This window comes from Bacillus sp. CH140a_4T, from assembly GCF_008923725.1.
Taxonomy (GTDB): Bacteria; Bacillota; Bacilli; order Bacillales; family Bacillaceae_G; genus Bacillus_A.
On the sequence record NZ_WBPF01000021.1, the window covers coordinates 327,147 to 341,995 of the forward strand.

At 33.9% G+C, this 14,849-nt stretch carries 12 protein-coding genes; 3 read left to right on the forward strand and 9 right to left on the reverse strand.

Features of this window, described 5'->3' with window-relative positions; translation table 11 throughout:
* Positions 1 to 14: 14 nt before the first annotated feature.
* From F8162_RS23490 to F8162_RS23500, 3 genes are read right to left on the reverse strand one after another with little or no spacing between them, the layout of a single operon-like run.
* Entirely contained in the window at positions 15 to 677 is a 663-nt protein-coding gene (locus F8162_RS23490; RefSeq protein WP_151630535.1) for a CoA transferase subunit B, read from the reverse strand.
* A complete protein-coding gene (gene atoD / locus F8162_RS23495) occupies positions 662 to 1,360 on the reverse strand; it encodes an acetate CoA-transferase subunit alpha (protein WP_046959335.1) in 699 nt (232 codons plus the stop codon). The genes F8162_RS23490 and atoD overlap by 16 nt, the downstream gene beginning before the upstream one ends.
* Positions 1,357 to 2,667: an aspartate aminotransferase family protein gene (locus tag F8162_RS23500; RefSeq protein ID WP_151630536.1), complete on the reverse strand. Its 1,311-nt coding sequence runs from the start codon at positions 2,665 to 2,667 to the stop codon at positions 1,357 to 1,359. Before F8162_RS23500 ends, atoD begins: the two co-directional genes overlap by 4 nt.
* 1,000 nt (positions 2,668 to 3,667) lie before the next feature.
* Here F8162_RS23500 and F8162_RS23505 point away from each other — a divergent pair.
* Entirely contained in the window at positions 3,668 to 4,417 is a 750-nt protein-coding gene (locus F8162_RS23505; protein ID WP_151630537.1) for a DUF4397 domain-containing protein, read from the forward strand.
* A 33-nt stretch (positions 4,418 to 4,450) separates the two neighbouring features.
* Here the strand turns inward: F8162_RS23505 and F8162_RS23510 are convergent, their stop codons facing one another.
* Positions 4,451 to 5,584, reverse strand: coding sequence for a BA2291 family sporulation histidine kinase (locus tag F8162_RS23510; RefSeq protein WP_413226533.1), 1,134 nt, complete (start codon positions 5,582 to 5,584; stop codon positions 4,451 to 4,453).
* 233 nt (positions 5,585 to 5,817) lie between these two features.
* Between F8162_RS23510 and F8162_RS23515 the strand changes: the two genes are divergently transcribed.
* Positions 5,818 to 6,210: a YueI family protein gene (locus tag F8162_RS23515; protein WP_000247572.1), complete on the forward strand. Its 393-nt coding sequence runs from the start codon at positions 5,818 to 5,820 to the stop codon at positions 6,208 to 6,210.
* A gap of 117 nt (positions 6,211 to 6,327) precedes the next feature.
* Here F8162_RS23515 and F8162_RS23520 read toward each other — a convergent pair whose 3' ends face one another.
* Together F8162_RS23520 and F8162_RS23525 are read right to left on the reverse strand one after the other, a co-directional pair.
* Complete coding sequence (locus F8162_RS23520) at positions 6,328 to 7,752, reverse strand: aldehyde dehydrogenase family protein (protein ID WP_151630538.1); 1,425 nt, start codon at positions 7,750 to 7,752, stop codon at positions 6,328 to 6,330.
* Between the two features lie 128 nt (positions 7,753 to 7,880).
* Positions 7,881 to 9,236 (reverse strand): hemolysin family protein, encoded by a 1,356-nt coding sequence (locus F8162_RS23525; protein ID WP_151630539.1) that lies wholly within the window; start codon positions 9,234 to 9,236, stop codon positions 7,881 to 7,883.
* A gap of 354 nt (positions 9,237 to 9,590) precedes the next feature.
* Here F8162_RS23525 and racA point away from each other — a divergent pair, with 354 nt between their 5' ends.
* Positions 9,591 to 10,133 (forward strand): chromosome-anchoring protein RacA, encoded by a 543-nt coding sequence (gene racA / locus F8162_RS23530; RefSeq protein ID WP_151630540.1) that lies wholly within the window; start codon positions 9,591 to 9,593, stop codon positions 10,131 to 10,133.
* Positions 10,134 to 10,228: 95 nt separating this feature from the next.
* Here racA and F8162_RS23535 read toward each other — a convergent pair whose 3' ends face one another.
* From F8162_RS23535 to F8162_RS23545, 3 genes are all read right to left on the reverse strand, one after another.
* Positions 10,229 to 10,825 carry a hypothetical protein gene (locus F8162_RS23535; protein ID WP_016088027.1) on the reverse strand — a complete coding sequence of 199 codons (597 nt, stop codon included), beginning with the start codon at positions 10,823 to 10,825 and terminating at the stop codon, positions 10,229 to 10,231.
* 275 nt (positions 10,826 to 11,100) lie between these two features.
* Positions 11,101 to 12,951, reverse strand: a complete 1,851-nt coding sequence (locus F8162_RS23540) for a hypothetical protein (protein ID WP_151630541.1) — start codon at positions 12,949 to 12,951, stop codon at positions 11,101 to 11,103.
* Positions 12,941 to 14,761, reverse strand: a complete 1,821-nt coding sequence (locus F8162_RS23545; protein ID WP_151630542.1) for an AAA family ATPase — start codon at positions 14,759 to 14,761, stop codon at positions 12,941 to 12,943. Before F8162_RS23545 ends, F8162_RS23540 begins: the two co-directional genes overlap by 11 nt.
* Positions 14,762 to 14,849: the final 88 nt, after the last annotated feature.

Here is a 14,849-nt window from a genome sequence, read left to right on the forward strand (position 1 = left end):
TATTACATCTCCCCTCATTCAATTACTAGTAAGTTAGAGCCAATTTCAAACTCCGCTTCTGTATGTTTTTTTATATCTTCCACTGTGTACGGGCTCATTAATTCTTGTAAAATAAGTCCACTCGGCGTCACTTCCATAACTGCCATATCCGTAATTATTAAATCTACACATTTCTTTGAAGTTAATGGTAACGTACACTCCGAAACAATTTTTGCATTTCCGTATTTATCGACATGATTCATTACAACAACGACCCGCTTCGCTTTTTGTGCCAAATCCATCGCTCCCCCAATACCAGGAACGCGTTTTCCTGGAACGATCCAGTTAGCTAAATCACCATTCTCACTCACTTGTAATGAACCAAGAATCGTAATATCTAGTAAACCTTTTCGAATCATCCCAAACGCTGTGCAGCTATCAAAATAACTCGCTCCAGTAATAAGAGAAGTTGGCAAACCTGCTGCGTTACATAAGTTTTCGTCTTCATTTCCTTTGCTTGGCGTAGGTCCCATACCTACAATTCCATTTTCCGCATGAAACATAACGTTTATATCGTTAGGAAGATGATTCGGTACAAGCGATGGTATACCAATACCTAAATTTACAATCATACCATTTTGTATTTCTTTCGCTGCACGTCTAGCAATTTTATCTCTCACTTCTATGCCCATACCCATTTCCAATTCACTCCTTCCGATGGTACGATATAATTTACAAATACTCCTGGGACAACAATTTCTTCTGGATCTAAACTTCCGAGTGGAACAATTTCTTCTGCTTCTACAATCGTTATATCCCCGGCCATAGCAACGTGAGGATTCATGTTACGGGCGCTCTTATCAAACACAAGATTACCGAACGGATCCGCTTTTTTCGCATATACAATCGCAACCTCAGCAGTTAATGCTGTTTCAACTAAATATGTCTTGTCATTCATTTCAACTGTACGTTTTCCTTCTTCTACAATCGTATCAACACCTACATCAACTAATACACCTCCAAGTCCTACACCACCAGCGCGAATACGCTCTGCTAATGTTCCTTGAGGAGAAAACTCAATTTGTAATCTTCCTTCGTTTAGTTGTCGTCCTGCATTTGGATTTGAACCAATATGAGAAGTAATTAATGATTTTACCCTTTCATTCGTAACGAGACGACCAATCCCTACATCAGGAAATCCCGTATCATTTCCTATTAAATTTAAATTTGTAACTCCTTTTTCTAAAATCGCCTGTATTAAAGATGGAGGGGATCCAATCCCCCCAAATCCTCCAAACATTAATGTCATATCATCGTGGAACAAAGAAATTACTTCCTCTATCTCTTTTAATTTATCGAATGTATTCGTAATAGTTGTCATGCGATACTATGCCCTCCTTTTTGCATCATTTCTTCTACACTTTTTGCAAAAATTGAAAGTAATTCATCTAACTCGGAATATGTAGTTGTCATTGGCGGTGCCACAAGCAGTGCACTATCTTCTTTTCCTGCCTGCCCTGAAACAGCTTGGTATAAAAGAAGACCATTTTTAGCTGCAACCGAAATAAGTTCCGACGCCTTTGTAAACGATTGCAATTCTACTCCAATCAGCAACCCTTTCCCGCGTACATCAGCAATGATTGTCGATTGTTGCTGAACTTTCTGCAATCCTTTTATTAAATACTCTCCCTTTTCCGCTGTTTTTTCAGGTAGATTATGTTTCTCCATATATTCAATAACAGCTAGAGCTGTTGCTGCAGATAATGGATTTGCACTTAACGTATGCCCACTCATAACAGAACGTGATCCTCGTAAAATCGGCTCCATTACTCGGTCACTTACAACCGTCGCTGCCATCGGTGTGTATCCAGCTCCTAAACCTTTACCAAGTGTCATAATATCCGGTTCTACACCCCAATGCTCCATCGCAAACCATGCGCCAGTACGACCAAGCCCAGTCATTACTTCATCTGCAATAAATAAAATATCGTAATGACTACAAATATCTTTAATAACTTTATAATATTCTTTCGGCGGAACGACTGCGCCTCCAGCTGCTCCAATAATCGGTTCAGCGATAAAAGCTGCGATATGTTCTGCTCCAATTCTTTCAATTGATCTTTCTAGTTCTGTCGCACAAGCAAGCTGACAAGTTGGATATACCTTTTGCATTGGACATCTAAAACAATATGGTGCTGGAATAGTTGGATAATCTTCTAAAATTGACACGAAACGTTGTCTGCGCAGTGGATGCCCAGACATTGATAAGGCTCCCATCGTAATACCGTGATAACTCATCCATCGTGACAAAATTTTATGCTTCCCTTGAATACCTCGCTCTTGAAAATGCTGAATTGCAATTTTCATAGCCGTTTCATTTGCTTCCGTACCGCTATTCACAAAAAAGCTCCAGTTCAAATCTCCTACACTTAAATCGCTTAATTTTTCCGCTAATTTTTCAGCTGGTTCACTCGTAAACTGTGATCTATAAACGAAAGCAATCTCCTCTGCTTGCTTTTTGATAACGTCCGCAATCTCCTTTACGCCATGTCCAATACCTGCCGTAATCGCCCCTGACGAGCCATCAAAATATTTATTTCCATTTTGGTCATACAAATACACACCTTTTCCATGTGAAATCATTGGATACGGCTGACCAACAAGTGGTTTAATTAAGTAATCGCGCATAGCGCTCCCCCATTTCTCCAATTTGTATATATATATGAAGAAAATTGACGTTTCTTTCATAAAAAAGAACCCTCTGCGAAAGCAGTGAATTTATCAAAAAACTATTATAAAATATACAAATGAGTGCTAAATATTATTTCAAAAACAGAAAATTCGGAACTTAGAACGAAGACCAACCCTTATCTATACGCTCAAACACCCTCCCTTATATAAAATTAACGCTTCACTAAATATTTTTTAACATAATGCCAGCTTCCCTCAAATGCCGACATTGTGTAAACTTCGACGAAACTCCCTTTAAACTCCTTCCTAATACCTTACTTTACATTGCATATTTTCAAACAATTCTCGACAATTAATCCTACTAAATGCATAGCAATTATTTTTATAGTAATCTATATTTCACATACATTCTCCATTGTTTTAACAATAAAAAAAGAACCGATTAACCACATTAATCAGTTCGGTACGACGCTCTTTTATCGGTTAATACTGTCACTTTCCAACATAAATAGAAAAAAGAATGTTACAAATTCAAAATTCATCCTACAGCCTAAAGCACAAAATCGTCCATAACTCCATTCACAATTCCTGTCGGGATATCCCCATCCCAAGCTTCCATTCCTTTCCTCATTTTCAAACTACCTTTCCTTTATAATTTATGTAGGACAATTATCACTTTGTATGTGTATTTGCCCATAATTTAAAAAATCCTCTAGTTTCCTAAGGATTTTGGGACATGTTTTCGATATTTTAATTGATACGTTCTTAAGGTTTTTTATTTTGAAATACACATTGTAATCATTACATCATCACCCAATAAGGATGATCAATTGCTGTTTCCTCTAAAAATATATAACGCTCGTTCGCCTAAACTACACTTATCCCTAAGCAATACTTTTTATTCACTTTCAACTTTCCTCCTTTAAAAAACAATTTTTTCGCATAACCCCGTTCTTGCTAAGCATATAGTTTTAATGATGACAAAGGAGGAATGTTCATGTCTCAATCTGAAATCGAAAAATATGGACAAGAAGCTGCACGATACGAACAGCTCGCTCGTTACTATCAATTTCATAATCCGAAAAAATATGTAGAACTATATATGAAATATTATGATGCGCTTACGAAACTTGTACAGGCATATGAAAAAAGAGATTCACAAGAAGCTGCTTTACCATCACACATAAGGTTTTTTCACTCAGCTTCAAATACACCTGCAGTTGATATTTTAGTAAACGGACAAAAGGTTATTAAAAATATTTCTTTCAAACAATTTAGTCCCTATTTAACATTAGTGCAAGGTAAATACCGTATAGATATTGTCCCTGTAGGAAATGAAACTCCCGTCTTTTCAGCTTTAGTACCGATAATGGGAAATCACTCTTATACTTTTGCTGCAATAAATATTGATAATCATCTACAATTACAACCTATGCTTGATAATACTCATTTACCAGCAGGCCAAGCCAAAATACGGTTTGTACATTTTTCTCCAGATACCCCTGTTATAAATGTAAGTTTAAAAGGTGGAGATCATTTATTTGAAAATGTACTCTTTAAACAAATAACAGATTTTTTAGAAGTTAGCCCAGGTACAGCAGATATTGAAGTTTCACTCGCAGATAATCCAAGGGTCTTGCTAACTATTCCGGATTTCAAAGTCGAACCGAATATCATTTATACAATTTCACTTTTAGGTTATTCAACGAAAGATCCTAAATTAGAAGCCGTTATACTTACGAATTAAAACAGTCTACACCATTTATTTGGTGTAGACTGTTTATTTTTGAAATGCAATTTGAAATTCTGTCCAATCGTTATCTGAACGACACATGATGGACCCATTATGTTTTTCTACAATTTGTTTACATACAAATAACCCAATACCAGTTCCTAATTTTTTAGTAGTTACAAATGGTTCAAAAATCGTTTCTACATTTTCAGCTGGAATCATTGGTCCATTATTTTTTATTACAATTCGAATCGATTGATCTTCTTCAAATACATCAATGATAATTTTTCTTTCTTCTTTCATTGATTCAAGAGCGTCAATTGAATTCATTAATATATTTAAAACTACTTGTCTCACTTCACTCCGATAACCAACAAGTGGAATTGGATACGGCAAATTCTTTTCAATTGATACATTTGCATTGACCAAACTCGGATATAAGAACTGTATAATATCTTGAAACAAATCATTAAGCCAAAATCGTTCTGATTCAGTCCACATTTCTTTTTTCGATACGAGTAAAAATTGTGAAATACGAAAATTTAATTGGTCTAATTCATGCGAAATAATATCTAAATACGATAAACTAGGATGATCGGCCTTTAATAATTTGACAAATCCCATAATGGAAGTAAGTGGGTTACGAAATTCATGTACAAAACTAGCTGACATTTGCCCTAAAATCGTCAGCCTTTCTTTATGTGTTTCGTTAATATATTGCTGTTTTTCCTCTAAATTTCTTGATATTATTTCCGAGTATTTTAAAACAGTATAATAAATTAATTTGTCAAAACAAGTATGTATTTGAGCCATAATTGGTTTCAATTCACGTGCGCTAACATCTAATTCACACATCGCTTCGAAAAGCTCATTTCTTCCCACGTTTGCATTATAAACAAAATCTCCAATATTCGCATCTGCTCCTGCACGTTCAATAGCAATTTTCTCGCATAATGGCTGAAGATAATCTATATCTTTTTCTTCCATAGTAAGTTCGATAATTAACTCTAATAAATCCTCCCCATTTTGAAATGCTTCTAGTTTAAATGGATCTTTATCGGAAATTATCATTTTGTTTTTCCAGTTCTCAACGAATTGGTGCCTGTTGTTTTTCAAGTGCGAACAAAATACTTCTTTAATATCCTTATCGATTGGAAAAACCTCCATTCCCTCCATTTCCATGCGACGAACACCCTTTATATTTTGAATATTAACACAAAAATCACGATTCGTTAATAGATTATTGTCACATTTTGTTAATATGTGTTGATAAAATTTTTAATGTCTTTATTAATTGTTTAGATTGATACATTCCATTTTCCTTCCTTTCACTCAAAGTTTTTTACATTCGATGAGACTTTTTTTGCATCCTGCTTCATTCTTTCGTACAATAGAAAATGAAAGGTGTGAAAAATATGGTAAATAAAAATGTGGAAGATTATCTCCAAGAAGGCATTTACGGCCAAAAGCAGAACAAACCAGAAGAACGTAATATGTATTTAACTACATTACGTGAGCGTGTAGAAATCGCTTTAACTATCGGTCAAGTAATGCAAAGTAATGTATATTCTGAAGTAGCTAGTAGCATGCGCTCTTCTCAATCATTACAAATATTCCTAAATGGTGGCATTGCTTACCCACATTTATCTAAATACATTAAATTAGCAAATGAAAAAAATGTTCCTTTTACAATTGTTCAAAATAAAGGTACAGAAACACCAATCGGTTTAGTATTATCTCATAGCACTGCTGTTGACAAAGAACAAATTTATGTAGAAGATGCTATTTTCAAACAAGAAATGAAGTAAAAGGTACACTTGATTAAATGAATTCATTCTGAGAAACGTAAAACAAACAATAAAAAAACGAGTATGGAATCGTAAACATTTCCTACTCGTTTTTTTATTGTTTAAGTCCTATTTGCTTTATTTTTTAATACATACTAATTTCATTTCTGTCATTTCTTCTATTGCATATTTAATTCCTTCACGCCCCGTGCCGCTTTCTTTCACACCACCATAAGGCATATGATCTACCCTGAACGTTGGAATATCATTTATCATGACACCGCCAACTTCAAGCTCATCAATTGCACGCATAGCTTTAAATAAATTATTTGTAAATACGCCTGCTTGTAGGCCGTAACGTGAATGATTTACTTGCTCTATCGCTTCATCAAATTCTTCAAATGTATTTACTGTCATAAGTGGACCAAATACTTCTTGGCACTGTACAGATACATACTCTGGAACATTTGTTAATACAGTTGGTTCAAATATCCTTGCATCATGTTTCTTGCCACCATATAAAACAGCTGCACCTTCCTTAATCGCTTCTTGCACCCACATTTCTATTCGCTCTACATCTTTTTTCGAAATTAAAGCCGATACATCCGTTTCCTCAAGCAATGGATCCCCAACAACAACTGTTTCCATTGCTTTCTTTAGCTTTGAAAGAAATTCATCCATTCTCTTTTCATGTACAAAAACACGTTGTACCGAAATACAAACTTGTCCATTATTAACAAATGCTCCCCATTTTACGCGTTCAATTAATTCATCTGTTAATTCTACATCTTCATCAATAATAACAGCAGCATTCGATCCTAGTTCTAACGTAACTCGCTTTAACCCAGCCTTTGCCTTAATTCCAATTCCAACTTTCGGACTTCCTGTAAAAGTAATGGAAGCAACATCATCATTTGTAACTATCGCCTCACCTACAGTTGCACCAGGACCAGAAATAATATTTAAAGCTCCTTTTGGCAATCCTGCCTCTTCAAATAGTTCAACTAATGCGTAAGACGATAATGGCGTTTGATCAGCTGGTTTTAACACCACTGTATTTCCAGCAGCAATTGCAGGACCGACTTTATGTGCCACTAAATTTAACGGGAAATTAAATGGTGTAATAGCTCCTATAACCCCAATCGGTTTTCGCATTGTGTATGCAATGCGCCCATCTGCACCAGGTGCTGCGTCCAGTGGCAGTGTCTCGCCGTATATACGCTTCGCTTCTTCCGCTGCAAATTTGTATGTCTGAACGGTACGATCTACTTCTCCCCTCGCAGCACGAATTGGTTTTGCAGCCTCTTTTGCAATAATCTGTGCAAACTCTTCTCTTCTTTCATCCATTTTTTGTGCAACCTTCTCTAAAATAGTCGCACGATCATATGCAGATAATGTATTCATTTCTTTCATTGCATTTTTTGCAGCAGTAACAGCCTCTTGTACATCTTCTTTCGTTCCTTGTGCAATTTCCGCTAATGTTTCTTCAGAATATGGTGCGTATAATGGTTTATACGTGTTTACAGACTTCCAATCTCCATTTATATATAAATGTTTTTTCATAATTCTTCCCCTTCCATATATATACAACAATACTTCACCTAGTGAAAGGTCTGACTTATGTCATTGTATCATAGCCCTTATTCTGCCAAAAACATTATGTTCAAAAAAACTCTGCCAAATAGCAGAGTCTACGAACTAATTTGTTCTTGTAATGAAATTTGTTTTTCATCTTCTAATACAACAATTGATTCTACACTTTTTGTAACTTCTAGTCTCTTTATATAGTGTCCATCTAATTCTTTCACGCAAAACTTATAATTTTCAATTTCAATGAAATCCTCTTCAGCGATTTCTATATTCTTCGTTAAAATCCATCCACCTATTGTATCAACACCATTATCATCGATCGTTAATCCTAACAACGTATTCACTTCACTAACGAGCACTTTTCCCTCTAATATCGTTTTCGTTTCACTAACTTGTTGAATTTCTGGCTGTTCATCTGTATCAAACTCATCTTGAATATCTCCAACTATTTCTTCTAAAATGTCTTCAACAGTAACAAGTCCAGACGTACCACCATATTCATCTATTAATATAGCAATATGTGTTCTTTCTTTTTGCATTTTTAAAAACAAGTCGTGTATTGGGATAGAGTCGATAACTAAAATAATCGGCCTCATATATTGCTCTACTTTCTTATTACTTACCGCCTTATGCTGCACAAAATCTGTGAAAATATCTTTAAAGTTTACAAAACCTATTACGTGATCTTTGTCGCCATCAACAACTGGATACCTCGTATATTTTTCCTGAGACATTTTTTGCAAAGCTTCTTCAGCAGGCATTTCTTTACTAATAATATGCATCTCAGTTCGGGGTACCATTATTTCTTTTGCTATACGATCATCAAATTCAAAGATTTTATTTACATATTTATATTCAGATTGATTAATCTCTCCATTTTTGTAACTTTCTGAAACTAATAACCGTAATTCTTCTTCTGAATGAACCTCATCGTGCCCTTTCGGTGGCTTCAGCCCTAGCAACTTCGTAATCATTCGGGCTGATCCATTTAATAGCCAAATAAATGGAAACGCCATACGATAAAAGAAAATTAACGGTTTAGCAACAAATAAACTCACTTGTTCAGCTTTTTGAATCGCAAATGTTTTTGGGGCCAATTCCCCTATTACAACATGTAAAAATGTAATAAACAAAAACACTAAAATTACAGCAAAAATGTCTGCTAGTTGGGAAGAAATGTTCAAATTTACAAAAAGCGTGTCAAACATTTGCTTTAACGCAGGTTTACCAAACCACCCAATCCCCAGAGCTGTAACTGTTATTCCTAGCTGACAAGCAGATAAATATTCGTCTAAGTTTGTAATGACTGTTTTGACAGATGTTGCGCGATTATTTCCTTCTGCAATTAAATAGTCAATTCGTGAACTTCGCACTTTAACAATTGCAAATTCTGCTGCAACGAAAAATGCCGTTAAGGCAATTAAAACAATCACTATACTTATACTATATATGTCCAAATACTTTTCCTTACTTACATTGTAAGCAAGGAAGCCACCTCCTACTTAATTTTATTCAAGTGAAGTAAGTATTCTAATACTCTAACAAAATTCTACATTAGCAACCACCTTTTTATATATTATATGCATACATAAAAAAGATATTTATCATTATGATAATCTAATTCATTTCCATCAGTCAAATTGTTCTAAATTTTAGGATAAAATATTTTTATATACACGATATATTCTTCACAGCTTCATTTCGTGAAAAAACACTTTCTTTGCCGATTCCACACTTCTTTTGTCACACTAGAAGGGAACTTACTTCATAGATCGAAATCATTCAACAGGATATATATAGGAGGGATTATTTTGGAATATAAAACACCATTTATCGCAAAAAAATTAGGTGTTAGCCCAAAGGCTGTTGTCCGGATTGCACAACAATTAAATCTTACGATAGAAAAAAATAAATATGGTCACTTTATTTTTACACAAGATAATTTAGACCAAATGTTAGAATACCATCTTTCACAAATAGAGCAGTCTCAAAATTCTCACCCTACTCCAAAAACATCGTCAAACGATGTTGAAGAATTAAAAACTCAAGTAAATACAATTGTTCAAAACATATCATCGCATGATTTTGAGCAATTATCCGCTCAATTAAGCACAATTACGAGAAGGCTAGATCGAATGGAAGAACAAATGCAAGATAAGGCAAATGATGTAGTTACGTACCAACTTTTACAACATCGCCGTGAAATGGAGGAAATGTTAGAGCGAATTCAAAAGCTAGAAGCTGACCTCAAGAAAGAAGAACCACTATATATTACTCCCGATACAAAACCAACATATGAACGTGAAAAGAAACCGAAGCGCCGCAAAATGATTTTTAGTATATTTGGATTATAATTTTTAGACCCTTATTAAAATAATAAGGGTCTTTTTCATGAAGAATGATTTCATTTTAAATTAGTATTCTCTTTATTATACATATTCATTTCGTTTTATTTGGTTAACATAATATTCTTACTGTATTCTGCGATTAATGCCTGTGCATGTGCATTCCCTTGAATCACATCTCGAAATTCTTTTAAAGAATACAAATGTGTAGCCCCTTTTCGAGCATGAATTCGTACTGGTACACCTTGTAAAGTATCATGAAACTGAAATGGATTATCTATCGGTTCAATTGGGAAACCGAGTGTTAACAAATACATATACATTCTTTTTGTAACTGCTGCAATATACCATTCTGCTTTCGTTTCTAATGCATGCATAAATAAAATAGCGGTTAGTCTTTTGAAGTGTCCTCTCCCACGAGACGTTTTCGCAATACTTAACTTGCCTATTTCATACACATTTTTCAAATCTTTCACTAGATCATTTTTAGAAAACGGATAGAAAAACTCAGAATTCGATTGCTCTGGTACCGTATACTTAATACATTCTACTGTACCAATATGATGTTCATCTTCTATTAATAAAAATCGTGATGGATTTAAATTACGTTCTACGAACATTAAGTTTCTTTCTTCACAAAAATCTCCCCATAGTTGCTCGAACCAAAAATGTTCTTCCTTTGTTTGAACACGCTGGAACATATTTACCCGCCTTTCCCATCGCCGCTCTGTTTTTGATAACGCTTTCACTATCTATCATATAAGAACAAATCTTCGTATGCAACTAAAAATATTTATGACTTATTATATTCTGTAAAACGAATTAAATTCCATCTTAATCGTCTTTTATTCCTCATGTACCGTTCTTCTAACAACATATTCATATTACTTTCAAATTCAAATCGTATGAAACTTCTTTCCATACCGCATATAATTCTTCTTAATCTAAAAAAATCCTTTATAAAAAAGGATTTTTTTTACTTCTTCATGCTTTTTAACCACTTCTCAAAAATTTGTACCATTCCATGTTTTCCAGCTAATTTCTCTTCCCCTTGTTTCGTTTTATACGGATATAATTGCAAGAACACACCACATCCAGACTCAATTTTTTTACTATGCATATGACTTCCTGGATATACACAAATGACTTCATAAATGGCCCTTCTATAATAGACTCGCTTGCCATTCTGTTCTTCTACATATTTTATAGACCAGTACTTATACATTTGCTCAGTTGCTTTCGTATTTCCAACATGCTGAAAAATATTGTACATGGGGCTATACTTCACTTCAATAATAATAGAAGATTGATATACATATTTCCCTTCTTCCTTTACATAACAGTCTAAACGAATATCTGGCTTCTTCGTGTCTTCGCCATTATAAAAATTACTCCCTTTACTTAATGCAATAAGAGGATGCGTTTCAATTAAATCATTAAATGCGACATGTACTCTAATATCATCTCGGTGTAAAACTACTGTCGTTCCATCCTGTAATCCATCTACATAAAAATGTTCTTGTATTTGTTCACGAATGGAATTTCTAGCCTCAAAACCAATTTGCTCTAACATGGAAATAACGATAAAAAAAGCGTAATATTCATACACTAAAAATGTGGGTTTATAAACAAATAGTAAAGATGGAGATTGATCTATATATTGTGGAAATAAATCTAAATGCTGTAGTAATTGTTGATGTGGTATCGGTAAATTATGTGAGTTTATGTTACCCGTTTCAGCAACTTCTCTCCAAAATGGCGAATGCATTAAAGTTTGAAAGTATTGTACACTTCCATGTACAAAATGTGATAATATTTTATATTCTTGTATCTTCATAGAACTCTTTCGTACATCCGCCTCTTTTAGTAAATGTATATTTTTATATTTTTGTTTCTCTCTATCGGTCACTGATCCATTACGCTCAATTGTTTGTATAATCGTTTTTACAGCTTGAAATTCTTCTGATTTCTTCTTTTTTTCTCTTTCTAATATTTCAATTGTTTGACGCAAAAAACTTTCAGCTTCAAATAAATAGAGATTAAATTGCATCGCTTTAAATTTAAGAAAAGCATTTTCCTTACTATTTTTTTGTTCTATCAACTTACGATTATATTTTTTTGCATAAGGTTTTCTTTCCGCCACTATGGCTCCTTTTCTCGTTGCTTTCCGCTCCTTTTCTTCCCATTTATATTCATGGATAAATTTTGAACTCAATTCTATTTTCTTAAAAATTTGCTTTATCTTTTTCATTTTTTGTGGCAATTTTCTAAGTAACACTAAATAAGAAGAATCTTCAATATCACTAAGTGCAGAGAAAGTCTTTTTATAATAACCTCTATCTAAAATCAACTCATTCAAAATTGACTTTACATAGTTTTGAATCATTTCAAATTGATCATCAAAAAAATTTTTGGGAACGATTTGAAAGGCGCCATAATACGTTCTATCTTCTATATTCACTTCAAAATGATATAATCCACAACGCCATGGATAAAAGAATTCCGTTTTTCCATGTTCATATATTAATACCTTTTGTTTTTTTTCATTTATTTCATACTTTGACTCTTTTATATTTTTCTGCCCCTCATATACTTTATTCCATATAAAAGTAATATTCATTGGACTTTCATAATGGTAATGCAATCTGATTGGTTTTAATTCTTGTACTTTATAAATACATTGAACTAATGCCGTAGTAGATGTACAAAGACGATTTAATAAAATATATTCCCCTTTCGCCTCAGATCCAATGATTAATTTTAATACAAAAGGGAGTGTTTCTTTCGTATCAACGATTTCTGTTTCATATCGTACTTCATTTTGCATAGCCATACAACTCCAGTTCTCTACGCTTTTCTCTTATATATGCTAAAGAGTGTTCAAATGTAGATACTCTGTTTGCAAGTGAAGATTGCAAAAGAGGTACTAATGTCGCTCCCCTTTTTACTTCTTCAGAAAGTAAAGATCCAACCATCATTTCAGTCCCTCTTATTTTCGTCAATATACGTTGCTTGATTTGTAAATCAAATCCCTCTTCTCTACTGATCATATAGGAATGGTTATTTTGGAACGGTATATTTTGCAAATAAGAAGCAATTGCGTTTGCACATCGAAAAGAAATTCCCTTTGACGCATCGTGTGATGACAATACAGCATGTAACTTATCTAACAGTTCTAACTCTTCCCCAGAAAACACCTCGATCATCGTTTTATTCCTGATCCAATTTATACGAAATTCTCCTGCGGTTACTTTCAGAGGAGGTTGTAATACAACTTTCTCTTGTTCCATACACATTTCACAAAACGGAATCTTTTGTAACGTTATTAAATTCGTCCGATCTAATAATCGATCTGAGAGCTCTTTCGTTGTTTCATCAAAATTTATAGTACCTACAAATATAATATTTTCTCCAATTTCAATTGATGGTGGAATTGGATTTTCTTTTTCTTGTACACCTTCATATAAATTTAAAATACGATTTTGCTTTTCAAGTTGAAGCACAGATAGAAATGGAGTAAACCAATGCTCAATATGTGACATATTCATTTCATCAAAAACGATTATATACAGCTGGTTTTGATTTTCTTTTGCCTTCATTAACGCCCTAACTAATTTTGTTTCACTTTCAATAAAAGTACCATTCGGGTGAAGGTAACCAATTAAATCATGTGGTTCTTGGTACGATGGTGAAATCGGAATCCAAACTAATTCTTCGCCATACTGTAATCCAAGTGCTTCTGCATAAGCTTGCACAAAACGGGATTTCCCAGCGCCTGGTATACCACCTAGAATCGTCAACATATTTGTTTTCGCACTTATATGGAAATTATAAATGTCCGTTTCATCCAAATATAGCCCTTTATTACGTACAAAATTTTTTACATACTGTAAAAAGACGGATTCACGCTCATCCCATTCCCATTCATCCTTTTGCACTTTTATTTCCTCTACTTCTACAAGCTTACCTTCTTCAGTTATTCGTTTTTTTAATTGCTCATACACATGATTACTTACAAAATATAATTGATCTTCTACCGCTATTTCCACATGTTTCATCCAGTCATTAAAGTCTATATACTTACATTCCCGCTGCTGTTCAAAATATGCGATTGAACTAATTGATGATGACTTTAAAGATATATTTCCATATAACCTTCCATCGTGCCACAATAATTCGGGTGGTTCAAAGTCTTTCGGATATTTTGGCATTAGAAATGACAAATAACCATTACTAAGTTTTCTTTCTAAAGACTCTCCTTTTTTGTACTCGGAAACTTTAGGTACTGGAATCATTTTATAGCCGTTTGCCATTTCTCGCGGTTCTTCTGTACAAATTAACTCCGCGTATATATTTCCTCTTTCATAATAGAGACGAAACATAACCAATTGCTTTTCTAATTTTCTTTTCTTTAATTCCGCAAAGACTTTTTCATTCTTTTTATTACTACATAAACCTTCAAATACATAAGCTTCATTTTTTAGTTGCTCTTGTAACGTAAATGGTATTGGCGATAGGCATTGTACAAAGAAATTCTCTCCATTCTTCTCTCTCTCTGCTTTTGTAAACTTTCCGATAAACCTCATATAGTACATTCGTTTTATAAAACTTGGTTGAAGAGCTTTATGTAATTTCACCTTCGTCACCTTCTTTTTTTTCATACTATTCTTAGTGTATGAAAGAAAAGAAAAACTAGAAACAAAAAACCTGACGTTATCCGCCAGG

Excerpts from the sequence above, each read along its gene's own strand:
- F8162_RS23505 (WP_151630537.1), top strand. The coding sequence starts at position 3,668 with ATGTCTCAATCTGAAATCGAAAAATATGGACAAGAAGCTGCACGATAC.
- F8162_RS23500 (WP_151630536.1), bottom strand. The coding sequence starts at position 2,667 with ATGCGCGATTACTTAATTAAACCACTTGTTGGTCAGCCGTATCCAATG.
- atoD (WP_046959335.1), bottom strand. The coding sequence starts at position 1,360 with ATGACAACTATTACGAATACATTCGATAAATTAAAAGAGATAGAGGAA.
- F8162_RS23540 (WP_151630541.1), bottom strand. The coding sequence starts at position 12,951 with ATGCAAAATGAAGTACGATATGAAACAGAAATCGTTGATACGAAAGAA.
- F8162_RS23510 (WP_413226533.1), bottom strand. The coding sequence starts at position 5,584 with ATGGAAATGGAGGGAATGGAGGTTTTTCCAATCGATAAGGATATTAAA.
- F8162_RS23515 (WP_000247572.1), top strand. The coding sequence starts at position 5,818 with ATGGTAAATAAAAATGTGGAAGATTATCTCCAAGAAGGCATTTACGGC.
- F8162_RS23520 (WP_151630538.1), bottom strand. The coding sequence starts at position 7,752 with ATGAAAAAACATTTATATATAAATGGAGATTGGAAGTCTGTAAACACG.
- F8162_RS23490 (WP_151630535.1), bottom strand. The coding sequence starts at position 677 with ATGGGTATGGGCATAGAAGTGAGAGATAAAATTGCTAGACGTGCAGCG.
- F8162_RS23535 (WP_016088027.1), bottom strand. The coding sequence starts at position 10,825 with ATGTTCCAGCGTGTTCAAACAAAGGAAGAACATTTTTGGTTCGAGCAA.